Annotated in this window: 23 protein-coding genes; 8 read left to right on the top strand and 15 right to left on the bottom strand. The window is 29.5% G+C overall.

Translation table 11 applies throughout. The annotated features are described in order from the left end of the window. Positions 1 to 9 precede the first annotated feature (9 nt). Genes C4S76_RS08400 through C4S76_RS08390 form a run of 3 tightly spaced genes read left to right on the top strand, consistent with a single transcriptional unit; the run spans position 10 to position 4034 of the window. Positions 10 to 240 carry a hypothetical protein gene (locus tag C4S76_RS08400; RefSeq protein ID WP_105194029.1) on the top strand — a complete coding sequence of 77 codons (231 nt, stop codon included), beginning with the start codon at positions 10 to 12 and terminating at the stop codon, positions 238 to 240. Continuing rightward, the gene (locus tag C4S76_RS08395; protein ID WP_105194028.1) at positions 227 to 2746 is read left to right on the top strand and encodes a YfhO family protein; all 2520 of its coding nucleotides are present in this window, start codon (positions 227 to 229) and stop codon (positions 2744 to 2746) included. Before C4S76_RS08400 ends, C4S76_RS08395 begins: the two co-directional genes overlap by 14 nt. Position 2747: 1 nt before the next feature. Further along, entirely contained in the window at positions 2748 to 4034 is a 1287-nt protein-coding gene (locus C4S76_RS08390) for a glycosyltransferase family protein (RefSeq protein ID WP_105194027.1), read from the top strand. Between the two features lie 5 nt (positions 4035 to 4039). Here the strand turns inward: C4S76_RS08390 and C4S76_RS08385 are convergent, their stop codons facing one another. Genes C4S76_RS08385 through C4S76_RS08375 form a run of 3 tightly spaced genes read right to left on the bottom strand, consistent with a single transcriptional unit; the run spans position 4040 to position 6860 of the window. Next, the gene (locus tag C4S76_RS08385) at positions 4040 to 4954 is read right to left on the bottom strand and encodes a glycosyltransferase family A protein (protein WP_221405002.1); all 915 of its coding nucleotides are present in this window, start codon (positions 4952 to 4954) and stop codon (positions 4040 to 4042) included. Then, entirely contained in the window at positions 4955 to 5866 is a 912-nt protein-coding gene (locus C4S76_RS11925) for a glycosyltransferase family 2 protein (protein WP_221405001.1), read from the bottom strand. Further along, positions 5859 to 6860, bottom strand: coding sequence for a hypothetical protein (locus C4S76_RS08375; RefSeq protein ID WP_105194026.1), 1002 nt, complete (start codon positions 6858 to 6860; stop codon positions 5859 to 5861). Before C4S76_RS08375 ends, C4S76_RS11925 begins: the two co-directional genes overlap by 8 nt. A 110-nt stretch (positions 6861 to 6970) precedes the next feature. Here C4S76_RS08375 and C4S76_RS08370 point away from each other — a divergent pair, with 110 nt between their 5' ends. Next, the gene (locus C4S76_RS08370; RefSeq protein ID WP_105194025.1) at positions 6971 to 7678 is read left to right on the top strand and encodes a VanW family protein; all 708 of its coding nucleotides are present in this window, start codon (positions 6971 to 6973) and stop codon (positions 7676 to 7678) included. 196 nt (positions 7679 to 7874) lie between these two features. Here the strand turns inward: C4S76_RS08370 and C4S76_RS08365 are convergent, their stop codons facing one another. Together C4S76_RS08365 and C4S76_RS08360 are read right to left on the bottom strand one after the other, a co-directional pair. After that, positions 7875 to 8390 (bottom strand): endonuclease V, encoded by a 516-nt coding sequence (locus C4S76_RS08365; RefSeq protein WP_105194024.1) that lies wholly within the window; start codon positions 8388 to 8390, stop codon positions 7875 to 7877. A gap of 375 nt (positions 8391 to 8765) precedes the next feature. After that, on the bottom strand, positions 8766 to 9182 hold the full coding sequence (locus C4S76_RS08360; RefSeq protein WP_181044090.1) for an META domain-containing protein: 417 nt from the start codon (positions 9180 to 9182) through the stop codon (positions 8766 to 8768). A 343-nt stretch (positions 9183 to 9525) separates the two neighbouring features. Between C4S76_RS08360 and C4S76_RS08355 the strand changes: the two genes are divergently transcribed. From C4S76_RS08355 to C4S76_RS08345, 3 genes are all read left to right on the top strand, one after another. Beyond that, positions 9526 to 10317 carry a DUF2797 domain-containing protein gene (locus C4S76_RS08355; protein ID WP_105194022.1) on the top strand — a complete coding sequence of 264 codons (792 nt, stop codon included), beginning with the start codon at positions 9526 to 9528 and terminating at the stop codon, positions 10315 to 10317. Positions 10318 to 10404: 87 nt separating this feature from the next. Further along, entirely contained in the window at positions 10405 to 11724 is a 1320-nt protein-coding gene (locus C4S76_RS08350) for a dihydrolipoamide acetyltransferase family protein (protein WP_105194021.1), read from the top strand. Between the two features lie 144 nt (positions 11725 to 11868). Continuing rightward, a complete protein-coding gene (locus tag C4S76_RS08345; RefSeq protein WP_221405000.1) occupies positions 11869 to 12360 on the top strand; it encodes a DUF7000 family protein in 492 nt (163 codons plus the stop codon). A 255-nt stretch (positions 12361 to 12615) separates the two neighbouring features. Here the strand turns inward: C4S76_RS08345 and C4S76_RS08340 are convergent, their stop codons facing one another. The 5 genes from C4S76_RS08340 to C4S76_RS08320 all read right to left on the bottom strand — a co-directional run bounded on the left by C4S76_RS08340 (position 12616) and on the right by C4S76_RS08320 (position 21164). Then, positions 12616 to 15756: a type I restriction endonuclease subunit R gene (locus C4S76_RS08340; protein WP_105194019.1), complete on the bottom strand. Its 3141-nt coding sequence runs from the start codon at positions 15754 to 15756 to the stop codon at positions 12616 to 12618. Further along, the gene (locus C4S76_RS08335) at positions 15753 to 16955 is read right to left on the bottom strand and encodes a restriction endonuclease subunit S (protein WP_105194018.1); all 1203 of its coding nucleotides are present in this window, start codon (positions 16953 to 16955) and stop codon (positions 15753 to 15755) included. Before C4S76_RS08335 ends, C4S76_RS08340 begins: the two co-directional genes overlap by 4 nt. Continuing rightward, on the bottom strand, positions 16952 to 18499 hold the full coding sequence (locus tag C4S76_RS08330) for a type I restriction-modification system subunit M (RefSeq protein WP_105194017.1): 1548 nt from the start codon (positions 18497 to 18499) through the stop codon (positions 16952 to 16954). Before C4S76_RS08330 ends, C4S76_RS08335 begins: the two co-directional genes overlap by 4 nt. A 388-nt stretch (positions 18500 to 18887) precedes the next feature. Beyond that, positions 18888 to 20555 (bottom strand): glycoside hydrolase family 3 protein, encoded by a 1668-nt coding sequence (locus C4S76_RS08325; RefSeq protein ID WP_105194016.1) that lies wholly within the window; start codon positions 20553 to 20555, stop codon positions 18888 to 18890. A gap of 21 nt (positions 20556 to 20576) precedes the next feature. Beyond that, a complete protein-coding gene (locus C4S76_RS08320; protein ID WP_105194015.1) occupies positions 20577 to 21164 on the bottom strand; it encodes a hypothetical protein in 588 nt (195 codons plus the stop codon). A gap of 210 nt (positions 21165 to 21374) precedes the next feature. Between C4S76_RS08320 and C4S76_RS08315 the strand changes: the two genes are divergently transcribed. Further along, entirely contained in the window at positions 21375 to 22190 is an 816-nt protein-coding gene (locus tag C4S76_RS08315) for a galactosyltransferase-related protein (protein ID WP_105194014.1), read from the top strand. Here the strand turns inward: C4S76_RS08315 and C4S76_RS08310 are convergent. From C4S76_RS08310 to C4S76_RS08290, 5 genes are all read right to left on the bottom strand, one after another. Continuing rightward, the gene (locus C4S76_RS08310) at positions 22187 to 22807 is read right to left on the bottom strand and encodes a J domain-containing protein (protein ID WP_105194013.1); all 621 of its coding nucleotides are present in this window, start codon (positions 22805 to 22807) and stop codon (positions 22187 to 22189) included. The two genes, C4S76_RS08315 and C4S76_RS08310, sit on opposite strands and share 4 nt — an antisense overlap. A gap of 97 nt (positions 22808 to 22904) precedes the next feature. Beyond that, positions 22905 to 24554 (bottom strand): ribonucleoside-diphosphate reductase subunit alpha, encoded by a 1650-nt coding sequence (locus C4S76_RS08305; protein WP_105194012.1) that lies wholly within the window; start codon positions 24552 to 24554, stop codon positions 22905 to 22907. A 9-nt stretch (positions 24555 to 24563) separates the two neighbouring features. Continuing rightward, positions 24564 to 24857 (bottom strand): hypothetical protein, encoded by a 294-nt coding sequence (locus C4S76_RS08300; RefSeq protein ID WP_105194011.1) that lies wholly within the window; start codon positions 24855 to 24857, stop codon positions 24564 to 24566. Beyond that, entirely contained in the window at positions 24857 to 25831 is a 975-nt protein-coding gene (locus C4S76_RS08295; RefSeq protein ID WP_105194010.1) for a ribonucleotide-diphosphate reductase subunit beta, read from the bottom strand. The genes C4S76_RS08300 and C4S76_RS08295 overlap by 1 nt, the downstream gene beginning before the upstream one ends. 283 nt (positions 25832 to 26114) lie before the next feature. Continuing rightward, positions 26115 to 26990 (bottom strand): NAD kinase, encoded by an 876-nt coding sequence (locus C4S76_RS08290; RefSeq protein WP_105194009.1) that lies wholly within the window; start codon positions 26988 to 26990, stop codon positions 26115 to 26117. Between the last annotated feature and the right edge of the window lie 6 nt (positions 26991 to 26996).

Genomic DNA, 26996 nt, shown 5'->3' with positions numbered 1-26996 from the left:
ATTTTTGATATGGGAAAATTATTAGAATTTATATTATTTGCAATAGTAGCATATTTTATATTTAAATTTTTAAATCAATTATTTAGTAATTCCACTAATGTTAATAATACCAATATAAACAATAAAAATAACCCTTCACAAAAAAATAACTCTTCATCTTCAATTAAAAAAAAAATAAACTGGGATGCAGAAACTATAGATTACGAAGAAGTAGATAAAAAAGACAATGAAAAAGAATAAATATTTATTGCCTGTGTTAGGATGTTTGATATTATTTATCATCATCTCTTTTGCTTATTTTACCCCATTATTATCCGGTAAATATATTTCACAACCAGATATTATTCATTATAAAGGAGGAGCTCATGAATTAGAAGAATATCGAAAAGCTCACGGTAAAGATACCTATTGGAGTAATTCCATGTTTGGAGGTATGCCTACATATCAGATGGGAGCCGCGTATCCTTCTGATGTGATAAAAAATATTGACAAAATTTTAAGGTATTTCCCGGCTCCTGCATGTTATTTATTTTTACTTCTGAGTGGTTTCTTTTTATTAGGTATGGTATGGTTAAAGAATTGGAAATATGCTTTATTGGGGAGTATCATGTTTTCTTTTTCTACTTATTTCTTTATTATCATCGGAGCAGGGCATAACGCAAAAGTACATACTATAGCCTATTTTGCTCCTTTTATAGCCGGTGTATATCTTTTATATCAAAAAAAATATATATGGGGATTTATTCTTACTACCATATTTCTCTCCCTTCAAATAGCTGCCAATCATCCCCAAATGACCTATTATTTATTTCTTGCTTTAGGCATTTTTGGAATAGTAGAACTTATACATGCTATTAGAAAAAAAACAATTAAATCCTTTTTTATCTCTACTTGTTTTTTTATAATTTCCATTTTACTATCAGTAGGGATGAATTCTTCACGACTGCTTTCTACCTACGAATATTCTAAAGAAACAACCCGTGGTAAATCAGAATTAACAATAAATAAAAATAATAAAGAAATCAATCATGGTTTAGATAATGACTATATAACCCATTGGAGCTATGGAATACTAGAAACAGCTAATTTATTTATTCCTAATTTTATGGGAGGAGGAAATAATGAAAAAGCTTTTAATCAAGAACATTTACAAACAGAATTACAGCAAAATATAAATTCTGAAAAGGATTCTAGAGAATTGCAACAATCTTTAGCTAGTTCCTTTAGTGGCTCATATTGGGGAGAACAACCTGGTACATCCGGACCTGCTTATGAAGGGGCTATAGTGGTTTTTTTAGCAATTTTAGCTTTATTCTATTATAAAGGAAGGTATAAATGGTGGCTAATTGGAGCTACTATATTAAGTTTTTTACTTGCCTGGGGAAAAAATTTTGGAATATTTACTAATTTCATGATAGAACATTTTCCTTTATATAATAAATTCAGAGCCGTTTCTTCAGCTTTAGTTATTGCTGAATTTACCATACCTTTATTTGCATTATTGGGCATATATTCTTATTTTAAAGATGAAACTCTGAGTATGCAATATAAAAAGAAAGTTTTACTCACTACTTCTGCGATTATACTTGGACTTCTTCTAATCTTTTATTTTTTTGGTATGAATTTATTTAATTTCCATACAAAAATTGAAGGAGAAAAAATAAATAATACATTTCTTGAAATAATACGAAAAGAACGTTTTGTTCTATTTCAGGCAGACACATTAAGAACTTTTATTTTTGTCTTACTTACTGCAATAATTTTATATATTCCTCAAAAAACACAAATTCGTCCACAATATATAATCTTCACTATTACTTTTTTATGCCTTGTAGACCTTTGGGGAGTTGATAAACGTTACTTAAATGATGAAAATTTCGTAGACCGCCAACTTTATAAAAATCCTTTCCCTACAGAAGTAAGTGAAAGCCAGTTACAGTTGGCAGCAACAGACCCTGCGGTGGCCAGAATAGTTAATACCGTTCCTGTTAATCAGGTTTTAGATGAAATTAAACAAAAAGACCCTTCTCAATATAGAGTATTTAACCTACTTTTAAGCCCATTTAATGAAACTAACACTTCATATTTTCATCAATCTATAGGTGGATATCACGGAGCTAAATTAAGACGTTATCAGGATTTAATAGATTTTTATTTTTCTGATAGCCTTAATTTACCTATTCTAGACATGTTAAATACCAAATATATTATTACCGCAGATTCTGTAATCCATGCATTACCTAACCCCAATAACAATGGAAATGCCTGGTTTGTAAATGAAATATTTTTTGCAAATAACGCCAATGAAGAAATCTCCCAAATAGGAAAAATAAATACTAAAAGACAGGCAATACTTAATAAAAATTTTCAAAAAGACCTACAATTTGCAAAATCCACCGACACTCTTTCTTATATAGAACTGAAACAATATGAACCTAATAATTTAATCTATGCTACCCATAACAAAAGTGAAAAATTGGGTGTTTTTTCTGAAATATATTATCCTCACGGATGGAAAGCAACCATAGATGGAAAAGAAGTACCTATCTATAGGGCCAATTATATTTTAAGAGCACTAAAGATACCGGCTGGAAATCATACTATTAACTTTACCTTTGATCCTCCTGTTATTTATAAAGGTCGAATTATTACTCTTATTTCTTTTTCAATTTTCATTATTTTAAGTGTAGCCTTATTAGTTTGGGATTATAAAAAGAAACTTAAAAAATTATCAATATCTCTTTAAAATGCAAAATAGGGTTTTAATTGTTTCTTATTACTGGCCTCCGGCAGGAGGACCAGGAGTACAGAGATGGCTGAAATTTACTAAATATTTACCTGATTTTGGTTATGAGCCTTATGTATACATTCCAGAAAACCCCTCCTATCCCATAATAGATCTGTCTTTACAAAAAGAAATAAACCCTAAAGTAAAAATAGTAAAACAACCTATTTGGGAACCCTATAAAATAGCTGAAAAGTTAACTAAAAATAACAAAGATTTTAAAGCAGGGCAATTTGAAACTAATAAAAAACAGAGTTTTTTATCTAAAGCATCTGTATTTATACGCGGAAATTTTTTTATTCCTGACGCCCGAAAATTTTGGATAGCTCCTTCTGTTAAATTTCTATCAGAATATTTACAAAAAAATAAAATTAACATATTAATAACTACAGGTCCTCCTCATAGTATGCACTTAATAGGAATGAAACTAAAAAACAAAATTCCTAATTTAAAATGGATTGCAGATTTTAGAGATCCTTGGACTGATATTTCATATTATTCTGAGCTGAAACTAACTTCTTTTGCCGACAAAAAACATAAAAAGTTAGAAAAGCAAGTTATGAATCAAGCCGATATAATTCTTTCAACCAGTTATACTGACAAAGAAAATTTTATAAAATTAGGGGCTAAAAATGTAGTGTGTATTACCAATGGCTTTGATTCAGAAATACTTCCTGAAAGTATTAAAACCTCAAAATTTACTCTTTCTTATATAGGTATGTTGGAAACTTTACGAAATCCTAACAATCTTTGGAAAGTATTAAATGAACTAATTACTCAACATTCTGATTTTAAAAATGATTTTGAATTAAAATTTGTGGGTAAGATTGCAAATTCTATATTAGATGAATTACAAGTGTCTCCTCTAAAAAACATTATAATAAATAAAGGATATTTATCTCATCAAGAATCTATTTCAGAAATGAATAATTCTACCCTTTTGCTTATTACCAATTTTGATAGAAAAAAATCAAAAGGAATTATTCCGGGAAAACTATTTGAGTATTTGGCTACAGGAAAAAAAATTATATCTATAGGTCCTGAAAATGCAGATGTTAAAAAAATTTTAAACGAAACACAGGCTGGTAAACATTTCACTTACCAAGATTATGATAAATTGAAATTTTTTATTTTAAGTGAATATGAAAAATGGAAAAACAATATTTGTTATTTTTCATCCCAAGATATCAAAAGATTTCACAGAAAAAAATTAACTAAACAACTTTCTGAGATAATCAAAAATTTATAATATATTTAATTTTTACGGAATAAATTTTTAAAATATAAACTCATATATTTTTTATATGTTTTTGAACGTATTTTATTATCATTTTCTTTAGCTATTTTCATAACCTTTCGCATTTTCTTTATTCCCCCATAGTTATATGCCATTAAAATATCATTGTCTAAAGCATTTATAAACTTATATTTTTTTACTTTTTTAAAATAGTTATTTATTCTAATTTTAGCATAAAATCCTTCATCAAAATCGCTTTCATTATCTAATTTAAAACTCAAACTATTAGGTCTATATGTTATACAATAAAGTTGAAAATTATCTGCAACATATTTAGTTGATAATTCCCCTGCTTTAATGACAAAGAGAGCATCTTCACCTATTTTAACTTCTTCAAAAGATAATTTATTTTTTTTTATAAAGTCGTTTCTAAACATTTTAGCCCAGGCTTCCCAATTTTTATAAACTAATTCTTCTTTTGCTTTTATCTTATTATATTTCAGTTTTTTATAGTACTTATTTCTTGTTTTTTCTAAATATAAATGCCTTTCAGCGGGCTTGAAATTATCGTTATTAACACTATTGGCTAAAAAATACACTATATCATTATCTGTATCTTTATATTTATCAATTGCATTTAAAAATCCCGGATTATAAAAATCATCTGCATCTGCAAACAATATCCATCTACCTTTTGCATGGGTTAAACCTACGTTTCTAGCATATCCTGCCCCTTTTCCTTCTTTTGTAAAATAAACTTCTGTATTCTGTCTTTTTAATCCGGGAAATTCATTAAAATTTACTATATCTGAATCACTATTATCATCAATTATTAGAATTTGAATATCCTCTCTCATAGGGATAGATTCCAAACATCTTTTTAATAAATCCGGTATATTTTTATGGGGAATGATTATAGAATATGAATACATTTAAGAAATATTTTTTAAATAAATTTTTATTTTTTTTATAAAAGAAATATTTTTCATATTATTTTTTAACTGTTCTTTTATATACAAAGGTACTTTATCTTTAGGAGTAGTAATATAAATTTTTCTTAATAGCTTATTTCTATATTCAATAGTTCTCTTTAAAAAGTTATTTAATTTATTTTCTTTACTAAATTTTATTCTGTCTTCCAATGCCTCTAAATAAGCTATTTCTTTTTTTAAAGGAAATTCAATATAGCTTTTATTTATTATACTATCTTCTCTAATAAAATAATAATACATAGCTAAATCTATTTCACATATTTTTTTTGAATTGAAAATGCATTTATACCAAACAAATTCATCTTCACAGATTTTTCCTTCAGGAAATCTTAAAGTGTTCCACAAGTATTTTTTATAAAGCTTATTCCAAACAACCACACAATATACTGTATCTTTTGCATAAGTAAATTCTTCTATAAAATTAATACTATTATATTCTTTGGGTATATATGAATTTAAATCTTCTTTAATATCCTGTATATTTAAAAATTTTTCTACTTTACAAAATGAAAGGTCACTATTAGTTTCATTTAGTGCATCATATAATATTTTGTAAAAATTTAAAGAAATAAAATCATCAGAATCTACAAATCCAATATAATCGCCCTTAGCAATATCTAACCCTGAATTTCTAGCAGCTGAAAGACCTCTATTTTTTTGATGGATAACTATTATCCGAGAATCCTTTTGTGCATAATCATCACAAATAGTACCGCTAGAATCTGTTGAACCATCATCAATTAATATTATTTCTAAATCTCTATAAGTCTGATTAATTACACTTTCTATACATCGGCTTAAATATCTTTCTACATTATATACAGGAATTATTACGGATATAATCTTATTCATTAAAAAATTTTCTTAATTGGTTTTCAAATAGTTTTTCTTCACTTATTATTTCCTCTTTATAGGTATTAAAATCTGAAATACAGGTATCATAATTATTTAATACTTCCTTAATCTTAGCTACAATCTCTAGAATTTTAGCTTTTGAATATTCAAACTTATACTTATCTGGTATATTTAAATCTTGGATAAATTTAGAAGAACCTCCGGTTCCTGATATTATGATACAATTCATTAATGCTGATTCTCTTAACATTCTATCTCTACCCGGATTATAACCAAAATCAATATATAACTTTGCCTTTTTCATCAAATTAGAAACCTGTAACGGAGTCATTCCCTGAATAGGTATCCAAGGATAGCCCTTAGATTGTTTTTTTATTGAATCTATTGCTTTTTTTCCTTTTTTGGGATTATATATAATAATATTTTCCTTATGATTAATGTTTGCTTCTTGATTGTCTTTACTGATAAAAATAGGATTCATATAATCACATACTCGAGCAATTTTTTCTTCCGGTATCCCTTTTTTTAATAAATACAAATAAGATCTATATGATTGTGCCCAATGATAAACATTTGGAAGATCGTCCAACAAATATTCCTTTATTTCTTTTTTACGCAAAATATATTTACTTACATAAAAATTTAATCCTCTATGTCTGTTTTTCATACATATTGCATAAAAGTCCACACTTAACCACCATACAATTTTTTGGATCTGAGTATATTTATAAATATAATAGGTGAGCGATTCCGGAATAATTAGAACATCATTTTCTTTATCTATAATTTCTGATGTTTCTTTTGTATAATAAATATTATAAATTTCTGGTTTAGGATTTAGACCTTTTTTTTTATTGGTATAAAACATTCTCACATCATAATTTAAAACCGTTTTTAATTTATGACTTAACTGATGTAATGCCTCCGGGCCTCCTGTTGTGCTATTAGCAGGACAAACAATATATATTTTAGAAAGAAAATCAGTTTTCATTAATTTGATTCTGTTACAAAAATAAATTAATTATTTTATAGTGTTTAAATATCTTATTAATTTTATAAATTAAAAAAATGTTATTTTTTCATTTTTATATTTATTAATACATGAGTTTTATTACTAAATATTGTCTTTTAGTAAATTCATATTTTTCTATTTACAAAAGATTTTATAAAGATTTTAATTCAAAATATTCTTTTGCAAAACGAAATTTAAAAAAAACATTGGAATGCCCTTTTGAATTATCTATTATTCAACCCATAGAATTTATTTCACCTTATACTAAACAAAGTCAAATTCAAAATTTAAAATTAGCGGCAAATAAAATAGAAAAATATATTATTCTGCCTAATCAGGTTTTCTCTTTCTGGAGAATTGTAGGAAAACCCGCAACTAAAAACGGATTTGAAAAAATAGATATAAATCATAAAAAAATTCAAGATCATGGTGGAAATTTAAGACAACTTTCAGGAATTATTTATTACCTGTCGTTGTTAGGAGGGATACAAATTCTTGAAAGGTACAATTACCCTACAGATATTTATTCTGAAGAACAACGCATATATCCTTTAGGATCTGATGCTTATATTTCGTATTTTCAAAAAGATTTGAGGATTAAAAATAATTATACCTTTGCTATTAGATTCAAATTTATTGTAGAAAACAACCATATAAAAGGGTCTTTATTTACTGAAAAAAAAATATGCCCTAATAAAATTAATTTTAAAAGAACTGATTATAAAAATTACAAAGAAATATTAACTCGAATTAATCGAAGAACTGTAGCTTTTTCAAAATATAATAATCTAAAATAAATTATTTAAAATTTATTATTAACCACATTGACGCTAAAGTGCATAATAATATGTCTTGTTTTTGCAATTTATTTTTATAAAAACAAGATGATATAAATTAAAGGAATATATTTATAATTATTGTAGGTATTACTATTGATGCATTATTATTTTCATATGTCATATTTACACTCCCTATCAAAACTAAAAGATAAATTTATTCTGATTTAAATAGCTTTGTTTGTTGATCCATAAAAGTTAATATATCAGGCATACGATATTTACCTGCCATTAATTTTATATTTGCAGCAGCCGTTTCTAATTGCATACCTATTGCTGTAACATATAAAGGATGCTTGCTCTCCCCACGCAACAACTCAACTAAATATTGGCTATTGCCTGAAAAAGACTTTTTAGCTACTCCAATAATGGGGATTGTTTGATTTAATTCATTATAAAGATGTCCGCCTAAACCTAATTTACCTTCATTCAAATATACATAACCATCAATAACGATAGTATTTACTTCACTCAAATCAATCTTAGCAAGTAGTGACATGATGCAAGGTAATTCTCGTTGATAAAACTGTCCAGATTGATAAGGAGCAACATTTTCTATATAATCAGTAACAATTGCATTAATATCTGCTTTAGCTACTGTCCAATCCTCAAATAAAATGCCTACAGTTTTTGCTCGATTTTCTATATAATATACATCGATTGCTAAAATCATTTTATTATTTTTATTTTAATAATTCTACATTATCTGGTCAATTTTTTGTTTTTATATCATTGGTATAAAATTTTTGGAAACAATCAAAATTTCCCTCATTAAGAATCTCCTTAATATGTTTTATTTTGTTGTAATTTAAAGAATACGACCTATATATTCTATATTGGATGTTTTTATTTTTAGTATAAACCAGATATATTTTTAAATAAAGAGCTTCATTTTTTAGAAATTAAGATTAAGTCTCTCAATTATGTTTTTATCTATTCTCCATAATTTATTATAAGATTTAATCAAACCTCCCATTTATATATTAAGAACACTATTATAAATATTCTGAATTAATACACGCATAAATGCTAAAGACCAACTAAAATTTTATTCATTAATTTTTTTGAATGTTAACATCACTTTTCCATTATTTAAAAGATAAAGTAAATTTACATCTTCTGAAATTTCATTTATATTCTGTAATACATCTAAAAACATAGATTCATTAGTATTACTGCAAACTTGATCAGTAGAAGATAATCTTGTAATAGATAATTGAGTGCTATCTCTTTTATAATATGCTGTAAATTTATTGCATTCTGCTAATCCATAAATTTGTTTCCAAGATTCATCAAATCTCATTACAGGAACATGGGTATAAAGATCCTGAGCATTTTGATCATTAATAGTAACTAGTTGCCATTTCTCTTCGTTATTATCACCTAAATAAACTAATATTTTGTTTATTTTATGATTAGAAGAATTTGGAGTTTTTGTAGCCATTACTTTTTCTTGTTTTTGCATCTTTGCACTTTTACAATTTATTAGTAAGGGTAATAAAAATAAATGTAATAATAAAAAATGACTCTTAAATAAATATTGTCTCATATGTTTTTATTTTTTTTCATTATAATTATATGGGTAAATTTATAAAAAATATAACTTTATTATTTAATTTTAGTTTTATTTTTTTACATAATCTACATTCAATTTATAATGATTTATATGAAAAACAATGGATATATAACCTCATTTTTCTTATGTTCAACTCATAAATTTATCTCAAATATTTAATTAATTATTTTTAATAAGATTATAATTATATTTGTAATTTAACTCTATTTGAATAGAAAAATATTTTTTATTTATGAAATTCACAGGTCTTTTGACTAAATTAATTGCTGAAAATAGTAATCCGGTACAATACTATCTAAATTTTACAGATGAGATAATTTTTTTTAATTCTTTGATAGGTAAAGAAATTCACATTACATTTAGTCATAACCAATGTTTAGGTTGCGGGGAAGATAAAGAAATTTTTGCTATGGGATATTGCAAAAATTGTTATTTTACTTCGCCGCATACAGGAGAATGGATTATAAGACCTGAACTTTCAAAAGCTCATCTAGGAATAACAGACCGGGATCTTTCTTTTGAAGAACAAGCTCAGCTGCAACCTCATATTGTATATCTTGCAAATTCCGGAGGGCTGAAAGTAGGAGTTACAAGAAAAACACAAATTCCTACACGTTGGATTGATCAAGGGGCAGAATATGCTATAAAGTTAGCAGAAACCGATAATAGATATGAAGCCGGTTTAATTGAAGTCGCATTAAAAAAACATATTTCAGATAAAACAAATTATAGGAAAATGTTGAGTGAAGCCGTACCTTACGTTAACCTTGAAGAAAAAAAAAGGGAATTGTGCCAATTTATACCTCAAGATTTAGTAAAATACATTACAGAAGATTCCACAATCTTACATATAAACTACCCCGTAAGTGTATATCCCTTAAAAATTAAATCTGTAAATCTAAAAAAAACCACAGCCTTTGGAGGAAAATTAATAGGTATTAAAGGACAATATCTCTTGTTTGACAATAATTTAGTATTCAATGTAAGAAACCATGAAGGTTTTGTAATTGATTTAAATATATAACAGTTAAAAACTAAATACATAAGGTAATTTTAGTATTTCTGATAATAATTTCTCGTTTTTTAGTAAATTTGTGTAATAATTTTAATTATGATTGAATACGAATTAAAACTTCCTCCTATGGGTGAGGGAGTTATGGAAGCTACCGTGACAGGTTGGGCAAAAAATGAGGGCGATTTTGTTCAGGAAGATGATGTAATAATTGAAATTGCTACGGATAAAGTAGACTCAGATGTTCCATCTCCAGTTTCAGGAAAAATAATCAAAAAATTAAAAAATATAAATGATATCTGCAAAATAGGCGAACCTTTCGCTATTTTAGAAATAGAAGGAAAGGCAGATAATAATTTAAATGAAAATAAAGAAGAAGTAATCATTTCAAATCATTCTTCAGAATCATTAGAAAAAGAAATCATTACTGAAATTGAAAAACCATTATTACATAATACTTCTTTAGAAAAAGACATACATTTTAGTAAAGATCGATTCTACTCACCTTTAGTAAAGGCTATATGCATAAAAGAAAATATTTCTCAAGAAGAATTATCTGCTATAAAGGGTACGGGAATTAATAATCGTATTACGAAAGATGATATGTTTTTATATCTAAAAAATAGGAAAAATGATAATCTAAATCATACTTCATCAACAAAAAATATCATTTCCGATGTTTCTTCAGTTTCCAATAATCATTCATACGAAACTGAAGAGGTAATAGAAATGGATAGAATGCGAAAATTAATTGCCGAGCATATGATTGCCAGCAAACAAATATCTCCACATGTAACTTCTTTTATAGAAGCAGATGTAACAAATATTGTACAATGGAGAAATAAAATAAAAGATGCTTTCTTTAAAAAAGAAGGCGAAAAAATAACTTTTACTCCCCTATTTATTCAAGCGATTGTAAAAGCAATAAAAGATTATCCAATGATTAATATTTCCGTAGAAGGAAATAATATTATTAAGAAAAAAAATATAAATATAGGCGTTGCAACGGCTCTTGTTAACGGTAATTTAATTGTTCCCGTTATAAAAAATGCAGATCAACTCAGCCTCACAGGGCTTACCAAAGCTACCAATGACCTAGCTAAACGCGCAAGAAATAACAATTTAAAACCCGAAGAAATAAAAGGTGGTACCTATACAATTACGAATTTGGGATCTTTTGGAAATATTGCCGGTACTCCTATAATTAACCAACCCGAAGTAGCTATTTTAGCCATAGGAGCAATTGTAAAAAAACCAGCAGTGATAGAAACTCCTCAGGGGGATTTGCTGGGCATTAGACACAAAATGATTTTATCGCATACGTATGATCACCGAGTTGTGGATGGAGCCCTAGGTGGAATGTTTGTAAAAAGAGTTTGTGAATATCTTGAAAATTTTGATATAAATACTCTTATTTAACTTTTCTCAAAAAAAGAGATTCGGAAAATTAAATAAGTCTGAATATAGATATATTTTTAATAAGGAATTTAGAGACCAAGCGCCTAAAAAATATCTTTTAAAGATTAGATTACAGATAAAATATCAATTAATAGAGGTTTTATTTTGAAAGATTTTAATAAACAGGTTTCCTTATATAAGAAGGCTCTAGAAGAAGGCAATATCCAAAAAGCTTATAGGGGTCTATTGAAATATGTTTCTAACTTAAAAACTCATTTATCGAAAACATATACAGATAGATTTTCTTTCGGAAATGTATTTTCCGGTTATATGGATTATACGTATTTCTATTTCTTCAACGAATATTTGAGAACTCACAAACTTCGTTTTGGAATTGTTTTTAACCACAAAAAAGTAAGGTTTGAACTGTGGCTGATGGGACAAAATACAGAAGTGCAAAAAGAATACTGGGAGCTATTAAAATCTACTGAATGGAATGAAGGTAGAACGACCAAGCCTCGGTATTCTGAATTAAAGGTGATTTTGGTGGACCATCCTAATTTTGACCAATTGAATAATCTAACGCAGAGTATAGAAAAAGAAATAGACAAACTTGTTCCTGAAATATTAGAATTTTTGAAAAATAATACCCAATAGAATTATGAGTATACGGAGAGATAGAGATAATCTTTCTTAAGAAATTTTACCTTTCTCAAAGGTACCCATCCTTCCATGTCTGTAGGGTCATTTTGCCCCCGGCCCAACCATTCAGAGTTTTATTACCTATTAGTATTTCATTCTTTTCAACAGTCAGTTCGTTAGCGGAAGAGCTTAATTTTTCATTATTTTCATAGGGTTCTTTTCTGATTTAAGTTTTTGATTTTACTTACAAGTACATGGCACCGAAATTAATCAAAGTTGCCCTCCTATTCCTTTAAACTTATCAATAAATAAGGTCAGTTTTCTAAAAACCCTTTGCTTTTTTGTCAAATACTCTGGGTTTAAGGGGCTCATCTTCGGTAAAACCGCATTAAGCTCTGTCCCGTTTTCCGTAGCATATTCTCGCTTCAAAGAAGTGGTGATATAACGCTTGGCTTCTTCTTCGTTTAAATCTTCTTCGGTTATTAAATCTTCTGCTTCTATTTTTTGTTTCTGCTGTGCATATTCGAAGAAAGAAGCTATAATATTCGCTTTATCTTGTATAGCATCTAAATTGGTTTCATTAATAAAATCTACAACCAAACTTTCTTTTGCCCTATTGCCTATACTTGCACGAATTACCCTGCGTATTTCTTCTATTAATGAGGCTTTATCTTTAGTCTTTTTGTTATGCTCAAAAATCAGTTCGAGAATATAATCCAGATTTATTTCCTGAGATTTAAGTAAATCTATTTCAAAGACTACATCCTCCCAGTCAATTTTCGATTCTTCCGGCTCTTTACCATTTTTCTCTCTTCTCAACCAATCGCGAATATCATTATAAGTAGATCGATAGTCTTGGATGGTTCGCTCCGGGAGTATTTGTATTCCTCGCATGGTATCTATCTCCTCATCGGTTACAAAATAAGTTTCTTTAAATCTTTCAATAGATTCAGGATCGTTGATATCTATTTTTTGAAGTGCTTTGAGATAGGTAAATTCATCATAATTCTGTAGTATATTTTCTACACGCAAATATTCTCCAAATAATTTTACAAATTCCTTTTTGTCTTTGTCTGTAGCTATTTTTTCCGTATCGGGAAATTTTTTATTTAAGTCTTTCACTACCTCAATATAACCTCTATGGGCTTTTCCTGTGACAATATCCGTGAAACCTTCTAAATATTCCTTGTAACTCTTTTCCAATACCACGTTTTTCGTGTTTTTATCGCCAAATAAGGTAATAGCATCAATGGTTGCCTGCTCTAAATCTCTGAAAGTTATAATGTTTCCAAAAGTCTTTGTGGCATTATAAATTCGGTTAGTACGTGAAAATGCCTGTAAAAGACCATGATAACGCAAATTCTTATCTACAAATAGCGTATTGAGCGTAGGAGCATCAAACCCTGTAAGGAACATCCCGACTACAATTAAAAGGTCAACTTTTTGTTCAGGTGGAAGTTTTTTGTTGCTACTATCTACTCCTTTTACACGTTTAGCAAGGTCTTTATAATAATTCTGAAACTCTTTACTATCGATGCCATAACTGGTTTTGAACATAGCGTTATAGTCATAGATGGCCTTAGTTAAAAATTCTTTGGCGCTGCTATCCATTGCAGAGGGTTCAAAGGTTTCATCTACAATCCCACCGATGGCATTTTGCTCTTCATTAGCTGCAAAGGAAAAGATGGTCGCAATTTTCAATGGCTTTTCACTCTCTTTTTGCAAACGATTCAATTCATCATAATAACATTTTGCGGCATCCACACTGCTTACTGCAAACATGGCATTAAATCCTTGGTTGCCTCCTAGATTTCTGTGGGTTTTTATTCTGAAATTCTGTAATATGTATTGAGATATTTCATTGATACGAGCAGGATGAAGCAAGGCTTTATTATTTTCTGCCGCACTTAGTTTTCCCAAATCTTGTTCGGATTCTATTCCTTTAAATTGTGGACGTACATCATTGTAATCGACTTTAAATTTCAGCACTTTCTCATCTCTAATAGCATCGGTAATCACATAAGAGTGCAATTCTCTGCCAAATACACTTGCAGTGGTATCTGCCCCCAAAGCATTTATAGGAAATATGGGAGTTCCGGTAAAACCGAATTGATAATACTTTTTAAATTTCTTCTTCAGATTTTTCTGGGCTTCGCCAAACTGGGAACGATGGGCTTCATCGAAAATGAATACGACCTGCTTTTGAAAAATAGGTAAGTCACTTTCACTTTTCATCAGGTTATTCAGCTTCTGTATCGTGGTGACAATAATTTTATTATCCTCTTTTTCTATATTTCTTTTTAAGCCCGCAGTACTTTCCGATCCGTTCACACTGTCGGGAGAGAAACGTTGGTATTCTTTCATGGTCTGGTAATCCAGGTCTTTACGGTCTACCACAAAGAATACTTTATCAATAAAATCGAGTTGTGTAGCCAACCGGGCAGCCTTGAAACTGGTAAGGGTTTTACCCGAGCCAGTAGTGTGCCAAATATAGCCGCCTCCTTCGGTATTTGACCATTTTTTTGACAGATACGAGCTTTCTATTTTACGCAAGATCCTTTCTGTGGCTGCAATTTGATAGGGCCGCATAATGAGTAAGGTATTGCTTGTATCGAAAACCGAATAGGTGAATAATACATTCAGGAGTGTGCGTTTCTGAAAAAAGGTTGCGGTAAAGTCTTTCAGGTCTTTGATTAAGGTATTATCAGCTTTAGCCCAGTTCATGGTAAAGTCGAAACTGTTTTTGTTTCGCTCTACTGTATTTGCAAAATAACGGCTGTCGGTACCATTAGAGATCACAAAAATCTGCAGGTATTTAAAGAGTGAATTTTCAGCATTAAAACTCTCTTTAGTATAGCGGTGTACCTGATTGAAGGCTTCGCGAATAGCCACGCCGCGTTTTTTGAGTTCTATTTCTACCAAAGGTAAGCCATTGACTAATATAGTTACATCATAGCGGTTGGCATGTGTTCCTTTTTGTGCAAATTGGGAGATTACCTGTACTTTATTGCGGGCAATATTTTTTTTATCTACTAAGTAGATATTTTGGATATGTCCATCGTCAAACACAAAATCGTAAATATAGTTGTCCTGTATTTTCCTTGTTTTATCTACTAAATTATCTCCCGGTCGGTCTAAATATTCTTCTACATACCGTGCCCACTCGCTATCGGTAAATACCATATTGTTTAGAGACTGCAGTTGCACCCTCACATTATCTAACATAGCTTGGGCAGTAGTCAGATAAGACGGGTTTTCATACCCCTGATTGATCAGGTCCTGGAGAAATTCACGTTCCAGATCAGCCTCCGTCTGATAAACAGCCGGAGTATCGTTTACCAATGAGTACTTGGTGTAATTATCGAGAACTATGAAATTGTTCGATTCTGCTATGGGTGTATATTGTGTCATTTTTGTTCGTCTTTAGGGAATGTTAATAACATATCTCGGTAGTATTCATACTGTTTTTTTCTGAGTTCTATTTCCTTAGGCAGACCTTCAGTTATGGAAGCAGTGAGGGTATCGAATTTGTCTAAGATCGCAACGATGCGAGCTTGTTCTTCGAGTGAGGGAATGGGGATTTTGTAGTTTGAAATCATTTGCAGATTTAGTCCGCCACGAGTACCACTACCAGATGATATTTGACGTAATTTCTCATATTGAGTTTTCATAAAGTGAAAAACATAGTCAGGATTAATTGTGTTTTTATCAAATGTTAATGATGCTAGAGACTGATTAGTTGTTAGATCAATTCTTGTCCTTGCAACTTTTCCACGCGTTTTACCCTGACCTGCTAAAGCAATTACTATAGAATTTTTAGGAACATATTTAGCACTTGAGTTTTTTAAACCATTTTCACTTATAAATTTTTCAGTATTATAAATAGTTCCTAAATTAACTTCACCTGAACTCATCCAAGGAATTGTGCCATTTTCCCAATATTCTGCAATATTAGTGTTTGGTGTACCACCAGAAGATATTTTGACAGCGACTTCCCTCAAAGGCTTCCATTCCACCTTACCTCCTTCAAAACTAAGCAGCCGGTCACGATAGAAGTTATATTGTTTTTTACGAGCTGTAAGCTCTGCTGTAAGCTCTGCTGTAAGCTCTGCTGTAAGCTCTGTAAAAGTATCAAGAATATTAACTATTTTTTGTTGTATTTCTAAAGGTGGTATCGGGATTAATATTTTAGCCATTTGATTACTCATCAATTTAGGATTTCCCATCCCTGAATAAACATGTTTTTTAGATTCAATTGAAAGCCAATAAAACAAAAATTTATAGTTTAGTTCTTCTATGTTTTTTATCTTTATTAATCCACAAACATTTGTTATTGAGAATTTACCTATTCTATGAAATACAGTTCCAGCATTAGCTCCGTCAGTTGTCCAAGTAATAGCTTCTCCATCTTGGTCAAAAGTTCTTATTTTCCCAATTTCTCCATTATTAGCTGTTTGGGAACTATATACAGGAAATTTACCCACATTATCTTCTAAATATTCTTTTGACATTACCCGACCACGACTTAATTCAGCTACTCCAGATTCTAAATAAGCCAACGGTTTCCATTCCACCTTAACGCCTTGTAATAATTTCTCTAAATACCTCATACCTCAATTTCTTTTATAATTGCATCTATATCGGCACGAAGGGCATCGATCTTTTTTACTGTTTCCGTAATTTCCGTATTCAGCTTTGTAATATCTATTACTTCCCTGAAATCCTTGGCTTCTACATAGGAGCTAACCGAAAGGTTGTAATCGTTTTCGGCAATCTGCCGATTATCTATCGATTTTGCCACATATTCAACTTCTTGTTTTTTGTCGAATATCTCTATAATCTTATCAATATGCTTATCTTCAAGTATATTGTTATTGGTGGCTTTTTTAAAGAAACCTTCGCCACTGGCGTCTATAAACTGTGTATGGTTATCGGTCTTATGCTTGGAAAGAACCAGGATATTTACGGCAATGGAAGTGCCGTAGAACAGGTTGGGGGCTAAAGAAATGACGGTTTCCACAAAGTTATTATCTACCAGATATTTTCTGATCTTCTGCTCTGCTCCCCCACGGTAAAAAATCCCCGGAAAACAAACTATAGCAGCCCTTCCTTTAGCCGACAGGTAACTTAGTGCATGCAATACAAAGGCAAAATCGGCTTTTGATTTGGGAGCCAGTACCCCGGCAGGGGCAAAACGGTCGTCATTGATGAGTGTAGGGTCATCTGCACCTATCCATTTTACCGAGTAAGGAGGATTGGAAACAATGGCATCGAAGGGTTTTTCGTCACCAAACTGCGGATTTGTAAGCGTATTCCCCAGCACAATATCAAATTTGTCGTAGTTGATGTTGTGCAAAAACATATTCATACGAGCCAGGTTATAGGTGGTGTGGTTTATTTCCTGCCCAAAGAAACCTTCTTCTATGATATGATCTTCAAATTGCTTTTTTGCCTGCAGTAGCAAAGAACCCGAGCCGGCTGCCGGGTCATAAATCTTATTTACGCTTGTCTGTTTATGCATGGCAAGCTGTGCAATAAGCTTGGAAACGTGTTGTGGCGTGAAAAACTCTCCTCCTGATTTCCCTGCGTTTGCCGCATAATTAGAGATAAGAAATTCATAGGCATCGCCAAACAGGTCTATATGGTTATTTTCAAAATTGCCGAAATTCAGTTCCGCTACGCCTTTTAATACAGCAGCTAACCTACTGTTCTTGTTTTCAACGGTGTTACCCAGTCGGGTGCTGGTGGTATCAAAATCGGCAAACAACCCTTTGATATCATCTTCGGATGGATAACCATTTGCAGAACTTTCAATAGCCTCGAAAATAGCTTTCAGATCTGTATTAAGATTTGGGTTGGTATGGGCGGTCTTAACGATATTTACAAAAAGCTGGCTTGGATAGATAAAATATCCTTTGGTTTTGACCGCATCTTTTTTTATTTCCGGAGTTATTACATCATCGGGTATATTTGGATAGTGAATGCTGCGGTCTCCTCCTTCCATATAGTCTGTGAAATTTTCACTAATGAAACGATAGAAGAGGGTTCCTAATACAAATTGTTTAAAATCCCAGCCATCTACAGACCCACGCACTTCGTTAGCTATTTTCCATATTTTGGCTTGCAGTTCAGCTCTCTGATTTATACTTGTCATCTTTTATATTTCCTATAATTAGTTTGTTTTTCCTTTGTATTCAAAATTACTAAAATATTTTTCTGTTATCGTATTGGGCTTATTCTCTTATTTTATATTTAATTTACAGTACCTTCCTACAACTGAACCCTAAAAAATATTACCTCTTTTGTGTATCTTTATTTGGAAGGTATATATTGTTTTAGCGGAGTTATTTCTTATAAAGAACCGAGTTGGGTAAAGGAAAACCTGAGGAGGATTGTGAGACTGTTCCATGATGAGTAGTTTTAGTTATTTTAGATGGTTTGTGGTTTATGTTTATTTTTATAGTTAAAAATAAGTAAAATAATAATGGTATAAACTATGTTTTTGAAAATAACTTATCCTTCAGCCTAATTATTTATATAGGTTAATTGGCAATCTTTACAGGTAATTTACCTTCTGCTTTTATTGTTCCTGTTAATATATCAATCATATTTTTTTGGGTATAAGAATTATTCTGGTAAGTGATTATAATATTTTTTATTGAGGTTAAATCTAAGTAATTTAAACTATACGGACTTATAAAATCGCATAAAGTCACCTCATATTTTTTTGATAATTGTGTAAGGGCGTCTTTAGATTCTTGAGATATTTTATATGAGTAATACACTGAACTTTCCGTATCTTTAAAGATGCCTATAATTAGCTGATAATCTTTGGGATTCAATGAGCCTGAGTTTAGTTGTGAGAGGGTCACTTTTTGTATATCCGGAAATTTGTTTTGTAGTTCTGAATAAAATATTTCATGGTTTCCTTCTTCCAAAGGCAAGAATAAATATTTTTTGCTTTTTGATAAAGGGAAAAAGCCTTTTGTTGTTTTTATGTTAGTAATTGCGGCTTTATACAATTTTTCTATTAATAAATCCGAATCTTTATTATTCAAATCGTTCATTAAATTCTCTTCATTTACGGGTGTAAATTTTTTATACAAACCTACCTTATATTTAGCAAACAATATTTTTTTTACACTTTCTTCGAGTCGTTTTTCCGAAATATCTCCACTTTCCAGGCCTTGTTTTATTTTTTGTTTTCCCAATACAACCCCTTGGGAGAATAAAAGAACATCATTGCCTGCTTTAAATGCCAAATAATCCATTTCTCCATAAGGGTAGTTTTTAGCTACTCCTTGCATATTCAATGCATCGGTAATGATTAGACCTTTAAAGCCTAATTCATTCTTCAACAGTTTTGTAATTATATTATAGGAAAGTGAAGCGGGTACTTTAGGGTCTTTTTCATAAATCGGAACATTTAAATGAGCGACCATAATACCGTCTACTTTATTTTTAATTAATTTTTTAAAAGGAAATAATTCTAAAGTTTCAAAACGGGCTTGGGTATGATTTAAGGTGGGAAGATCCAAATGGCTGTCGACCTCTGTATCTCCATGACCCGGAAAGTGTTTTGCCGAAGAAAGGACCTTTTGACTTTGCAACCCTTGCATATAGGCTAAGGCTTTTTTTACAACATTATGTTTGTCGGAACCAAAAGATCGGTTTCCTATTATAGGGTTATTGGGGTTTACATTAATATCTACTACCGGAGCAAAATCCCAATTAATTCCCATTCTTTTGCAATGTAACGCAATGAACTTTGCCGTTTCAAAAATAAGACTGTCTTGCGTTATAGCACCTAATGTCATAGCCCAAGGAAAACGGGGAGTTTCTGCAAACCGTTGTGCTAACCCCCATTCGCCATCGATCCCTATTAACATAGGGACAAGGGATTGTTGTTGTAATTGGTTTACCCATCTTGTTTGTTTTCGGGCGTCGTCTTGCATCAATATTAAACCTCCAATATGCTCGCGGTTTACTAAATCCGTAACTTCCTGTATATGTTTTTCTCCTTTATTTACATAGGCTGCCACAATAAATAATTGTGCAATTTTATCTTCTATTGTCAAAGAATGATAAACTGAATCAACCCATTTAGCCGCTTTTTTTTGTTCTTCTTTAGTCATATTTCTCTTTAATTGAGATTCTACTCTACAAAAAAAAGAGCTGAAAATAATAAAAGCCCACAGTATTTTTTTCATAAATAAATTTTACCTGTTTTTTTAAATTTCTAAATCATATTTGGAGATGGATAAGCTTGTAAGTATATTTTTTTCATTAAAATAAAAGGTTATATACTTCGATTGGTTTTCCATTTTATAAGTTGGAATTTTTGAAGATTTATATTTGATTAATTTTCCGGGATATAATTTTTGAATAGAAGCTAAGGTGGATTTGTGAATACTTATAGAATTTCCCAGTTCTAAAGAATTTGTATTTCCATAATTAAAACTTACCAGAACTATATTATCATTTCCTCCTACTGTACCTCCGGACTCAGATATTGCACTTATTTGAAATCCATTGGTAAAATCCCAAGTATATATATTTCCTGCTCCTTCTATAGATTCAGAACTTGTATATCCTGCAATACTGTTTATAGCAGATATTGTGGCTGGTAGTTTAAATTGAGAATTAAGAAAGAACAGTTCTTTTATTTTAGCTGCGGATTTAGGTCCGTAAATTAATGGTTTTTTTTTATACTGAGAGCTTTTTTCCTGTTGTGTAGTTTTTTTATTTTGAGCCTGAAACATTCCTATGTTTATAATCGCGATAACTATGATTGACAGCCTTAATAATTTATTATGCATTTTTTCATTCTTATTTTGCTTAGCATAAATATAATAAATTATTTTTTATTCTTTTCTTTTTTAATATGCAAGCATTATTACAGAAATTTATCATATTTAATAATTGTTGTATTTCTATAATATTTTGTATATTAAAACCATTTATTTCATATTTTTGAATAAATATATCACTCTTTTTATTTTTTTAAACTAAAATTGAATTTAAACTCCATGTCTCATACTATTTCTTTAGTTATTTACACTTTTAATTGGCCGGAAGCTCTTAACCTAGTTTTAAAAAGCATACAACAACAAACTAAATTTCCTGATGAAATTTTAATTGCCGATGGTGGATCTTCCATATTAAACAAACCTATAATTCAAAAATTTGCTCAATATATACCCACTCCTATCCTACATATGGAATTAGAAAAGAATGAAGAGCCAAGTAAATCTAAAATATTAAATAAAGCGATTCTTAAAAGCAAATCGGATTATATAATACAAATTAATGCAAATTGTATTTTACATAAAAATTTTGTTTATGATCATAGTATAAAAGCTAAATCTAATATTTTTCTGTATGGAATCAGCCTACCTGTACATTCTAAATCAATTCATACAGTAATACAATATGAAATTATTAAATTCAGTTACTTCTCAGGAAAAATTAAACGAAGCAATAAAAATTTAAGAATTCCTTTTTTGTCAAATTTTAATTCCCCGATTAATTATTTTTCTAATGAAATGACGGGAAATAATGTTTCTTTTTGGAAAAAAGATTTTATGGATATAAATGGGTATAATGAAGATTTTATGACTCAAACCGGGGAGGATATTGATTTTTTTTATCGTTTATTATTTAGTGGAATTAAGGGAAAAAAACTAAGTCATCTAGCGATTTTATATTTTTTGCCTAATCCCTCTACTGATGATGCAGATAAGCTGAATACTATGATCTTAAAAAAAACAAAAAAATATAAGATTATAGTATGTATAAATGGAGTGGAAAAAATTAAGAAAAATAAAAAAATTCCTTTTTATTAACGGAATAATCTTGTAATCTTATATTTGGCTTTTATAAAAAAAGCTATTACATTTGAAAATATTAATTGATTTGAATGTTTAATATAATCATTTATTAAATTATTTAATTTAGGATTTTCATTTGCTAAAATAAATAATCTACCAGTAATATTATTCAAATTTTGTGAAGTTAAAAAATTACAACATTTCAAAACTTCTTTTATTATTTCTTCGTTGATTTCTTTTTCGTTTTTAATTAGTAAAAATTTCAGATTGTTATCTGATAATAAATTGTATAAGGCTTTATATAAGGCTGTTTCACTAATTTTATTCCTTCCTTTTGTGTATATGAATTTTCTTATATTATTAATTTTTTCTAGAAACAAATGAGGAGATATAGTTGTTTTTTTCTGAATAATTTTTGTTTTATAAATTAAATCATAACGTTTTCGAGATTCACTTTTAGATAAAACGTTATAAGCTTCATTTATCTCTGTAAATATCTTTTGGTATTTATTTTTATCTGAAGGATTTTTATCCGGATGATATAATAAGGCCAATTTTCTGTAGGCTTTTTTTATTTCATAAGGTTTAGCATTGTAATTAACTCTTAAAATTTTATAATAATCAGTACTCATTATTTTTAGATGAACTGTACATTTCTGTAAAATTAAGAATATATTATTGGAAAATAAAAAAGTCTGAATGTATCAGACTTTTTTTTTATTTTAATTGTTATGATTCACAACTACTACAGCTTACCAAATTAACTACCATTTCTTTAGCTACACTTTGACTTCTTTGATAATACAATGTTTTTACTCCTAATTTCCATGCTTCTATAATTAATCGGTTAACTTCCTTTACAGGCAATTCTGCGGGTATATTTAAATTTAATGATTGCGACTGATCTATATATTTTTGTCGTATAGCCGCTTGTTGTATTATTTCTAACTGACTTATTTCTTTAAATGTTTTAAAGACTTGTTTTTCTTCATAACTTAGCTCATTTAAATGTTGAACACTTCCTCCGTTTAACATAATACCTCTCCATGTATCTTCATTATTAATACCTTTTTCTGTTAATAATATGTCTAAGTATTTATTTTTGCGCATAAAATTACCTTTGGATAATCCTGCTTTATAATAATTTGAACTAAAGGGTTCTATACCGGGAGAAGTTTGTCCTAAAATGGCAGAGGAAGAAGTAGTAGGAGCAATAGCTAACAACGTTGTATTTCTTTTGCCATATCCTTTTAATAATTCAGGTTCTCCGTATATTCTGGCTAAGTCCTCTGTTGCTTTGTTAGATTTATCTTGTAAATATTTAAAAATTTCTACCGTTTTTTGTTTGGCTTCCATTCCTTCAAATGGAATCATATTTTTCTGTAAGTAAGAATGCCATCCTAAAACTCCTAACCCTAAAGCCCTATGCCTTTTGGCAAAATTATTTGCTGAAGCTAGGTAATAATTCCCTTCAGTTTTTACAATAAATTCTTGTAATACAGCATCTAAAAAGAAAATTGCTAATTTTACCGCATCGGTATCTTTCCATTCATCATATAATTCCAAATTCATTGAGGATAAGCAACAAATGAAAGACTCTTCTTCTGTAGAAGGTAACATAATTTCTGAACAAAGGTTAGAAGCATGAATTACCATTCCTTGATCTTTATATACCTGTGGCTTATTTTTATTTACGTTATCTGAAAAGAAAATATAGGGTAATCCTTTTTGTTGCCTGCTTTCCAAAACTTTAGCCCAAATTTTTCTTTTATCAGTATCTCCATCAATCATTTCCTGCATCCAATAATCGGGAACGCAAACTCCGAAAAATAGATTTTGTACAGGATTACCTATATCTTTGATAGTTAAAAATTCGTCAATATCAGGATGGTCAATATCTAAATAAGCAGCAAAAGCCCCTCTTCTTACTCCTCCTTGGGATATAGTATCCATAGCAGTATCAAAAAGTTTCATAAAGCTTACAGCCCCACTACTTTTACCATTATCTGATACAGCAGATCCTCTGGGTCTTAGGGCTCCAAAATATCCGGAAGTTCCCCCTCCTATTTTGGTTTGCATGATTACTTCTCCTAATTTATGGGTAATGCCTTCTATACTATCGGGTATGTAAACATTAAAACATGAAATAGGTAATCCTCTCTGAGTACCCATATTAGCCCAAATAGGTGAGCTTAAACTCATCCACCCTCTTTCTATCATTTCCTGAAAAGCTTCTTTGAGTTCAGGTTTGTAAAGCCTCTGGGATGCAGATGTTGTAATCCTGTCAATGGCTCCTTCTACTGTTTCCCCTTTCAACAAATATCCTCTATTCAAAATTTGTTCACTTTCTGAATTTTTCCACCAAAGTTTTTCGCTCATAATTTATTATTAATCTATTCTTTTAACCATTAATTCCAATTTTCCTTTTAAACCGGATTTTTTATTTATTGCCAATTTTCTTAAGAAATATCCATTATCTTTTCCTTCTACATCAATAAAAGGCATTTCATAAAAATCTGTTAATTGAAATTCCTTTAAATATTCTGATATTTTGTCTTCTAATTCTTCTAATATTTGTAAATGTCTGGCTCTATTATCCAAACTTGTCAAAACTTCTTTTTCTATAGATGCTGTAAACTCTTTATGTAAAAAACTTGCTTTTATGGTATAAAAATTTCTCATTAAAATAGATCATTTTCAGTTATACTTTTATCATGTTTTGTATACTCTGTTGGTCTTTTAGCAAAGAAGTCATCTAAACTGTTAGCAAAGACTTCTTCTTCAAACCATGCCATAGGTTTATATTGCTCTGCCGAAATATTATAAAGTTGTTTTATTCCAATCTGTTTAAGACTTTCATCTACCCTAAATTTCATAAAATTCAATAAATCTTCTTTTTGTAAATTATTTATTTCACCTTCTTCAAAAATCCAGTCTAAAATTTTATCTTCTATTTTTAAGGAGTTTTCTACGGTTTCCCTAATATGGTTTATTGTGTCTTCATCAAAATATTCAGGATATTCTTCTTTTATTTTATTTATTAAATAAATTCCTGCATTTGCATGTACTTGTTCATCTACAGAGGTCCATCCTATAATATTGCTAACATTTTTCATTAGCCCATTAAAACGAGTAAAGGAAAGTATTATGGCAAATTGACTGAATAATGATACATTTTCAATTAAAATGGAAAATAATATTAATGAAATTACATATTTTTTACGATCACTAGATTTAGCATATTGTAAGGCATTATCTAAATATTCTATTCGTTGTTTTATAATTGGTATTTCTAATAATTTTTCAAATTCATTGTTATAACCTAAAACTTCTAATAAACGAGAATAGGCTTCCGAGTGACGGAATTCACATTCGGCAAAAGTACTTCCCAATCCGTTAAATTCCGGCTTAGGAAAATGTTGATATATATTTCCCCAAAAAGTTTTTACAGCTACTTCTATTTGTGCAATTGCCAATAAGCTATTTTTTATAGCATTCCTTTCTCTATTTTCTAAGTGGGAATGGAAATCTTGAATATCAGCCGTAAAATCTACTTCTGAGTGAACCCAAAAAGCCCGATTTATAGCTTCTGTAAATTGTAATATTTCCGGGTATTCAAAAGGTTTATAATTTACTCTTCTCTCAAATATTGACATATCTTTATTTTTTATAGCATTTTTATTAAAATCAACAAAAAAAAACTAAAACAAAGAGAATGGAATCTTGTATTTGAAATCTATCTCTATATTTTATCAAAAAACCTTATAAAACTATAAAATTAATATAAGGTTAATATTTTTTTAAATAATTGCTCTCTTTTTTTCAAATATTTTTGATGAAATAAAATTAAAGATATTTATATGATAAGGAAAATGATATTAATAAAAGATATTAAAAACTTATAAACAAACTTAGGTTTAATAATTGATTATCAGATATTTAATTTCTTGAATCTCTTCCCCATTGTAGTTTTTGCCTTAAATTTTCAAAGTAAGAGTAGTTTTTATATTTTACAATATTTATTTTATAATCTGCCTTTTTTATAATGATTTCATCCTCAATATTCATTGTATTATACCTGGAATCTAATGATAAGGAATATTCCTTTGATCTGCCACGGATTTTCAGTTGAATGGTTACATCATCTTTTAAAATTAATGGTCGAACATTTAAATTATGAGGAGAAATAGGTGTTATAACAAATATATCTGCTTGTGGATAGATTATCGGCCCTCCACAACTTAGTGAATATCCTGTTGAGCCGGTTGGTGTAGAGATAATAAGTCCATCTGCCCAAAAAGAATTTAAAAAAACATTATTTACATAAGTATCTACAGTTATCATAGAGGAAGTTTCTTTTCTCATGACAGCTACTTCATTAATAGCAAAAGGATAAAAAATTTCTTTATTACTTTTTACTTCTAAAATAGATCGTTCACTGATACTACAATTACCCTCTAAAATTCTGGGTAATTCATTCAAAATTTCTGTTTTTTGAAGAGTTGCCAAAAATCCTAATCTTCCTGTGTTTATACCCACAATAGGAATATTAGTATTTTTAATAAAAGTTGAGGCAGTTAGTATAGTTCCATCACCACCAAAGGTAAAAAGCAAACGGGTATCTTCCGGCAAACCTTTTTCTTTATCAAAAGATAATAAATTAGAATTTTTATAGCCTAATACATTATACAATTCTTTTAAATAAGTATTACAAACTAAAATAGTAATTTTTTTTTCTTCCAACTTTTGAAAAAAAGTCTCATATAAATTTTTATCTTCTTTTTTTACTACCTGTCCATAAACTCCTATCTTCATTATTCT

It is taken from the genome of Apibacter adventoris (genome assembly GCF_002964965.1).
In the GTDB taxonomy this organism is placed as follows: Bacteria; Bacteroidota; Bacteroidia; order Flavobacteriales; family Weeksellaceae; genus Apibacter; species Apibacter adventoris.
This window is presented reverse-complemented; position numbering and strand designations above follow the sequence as displayed.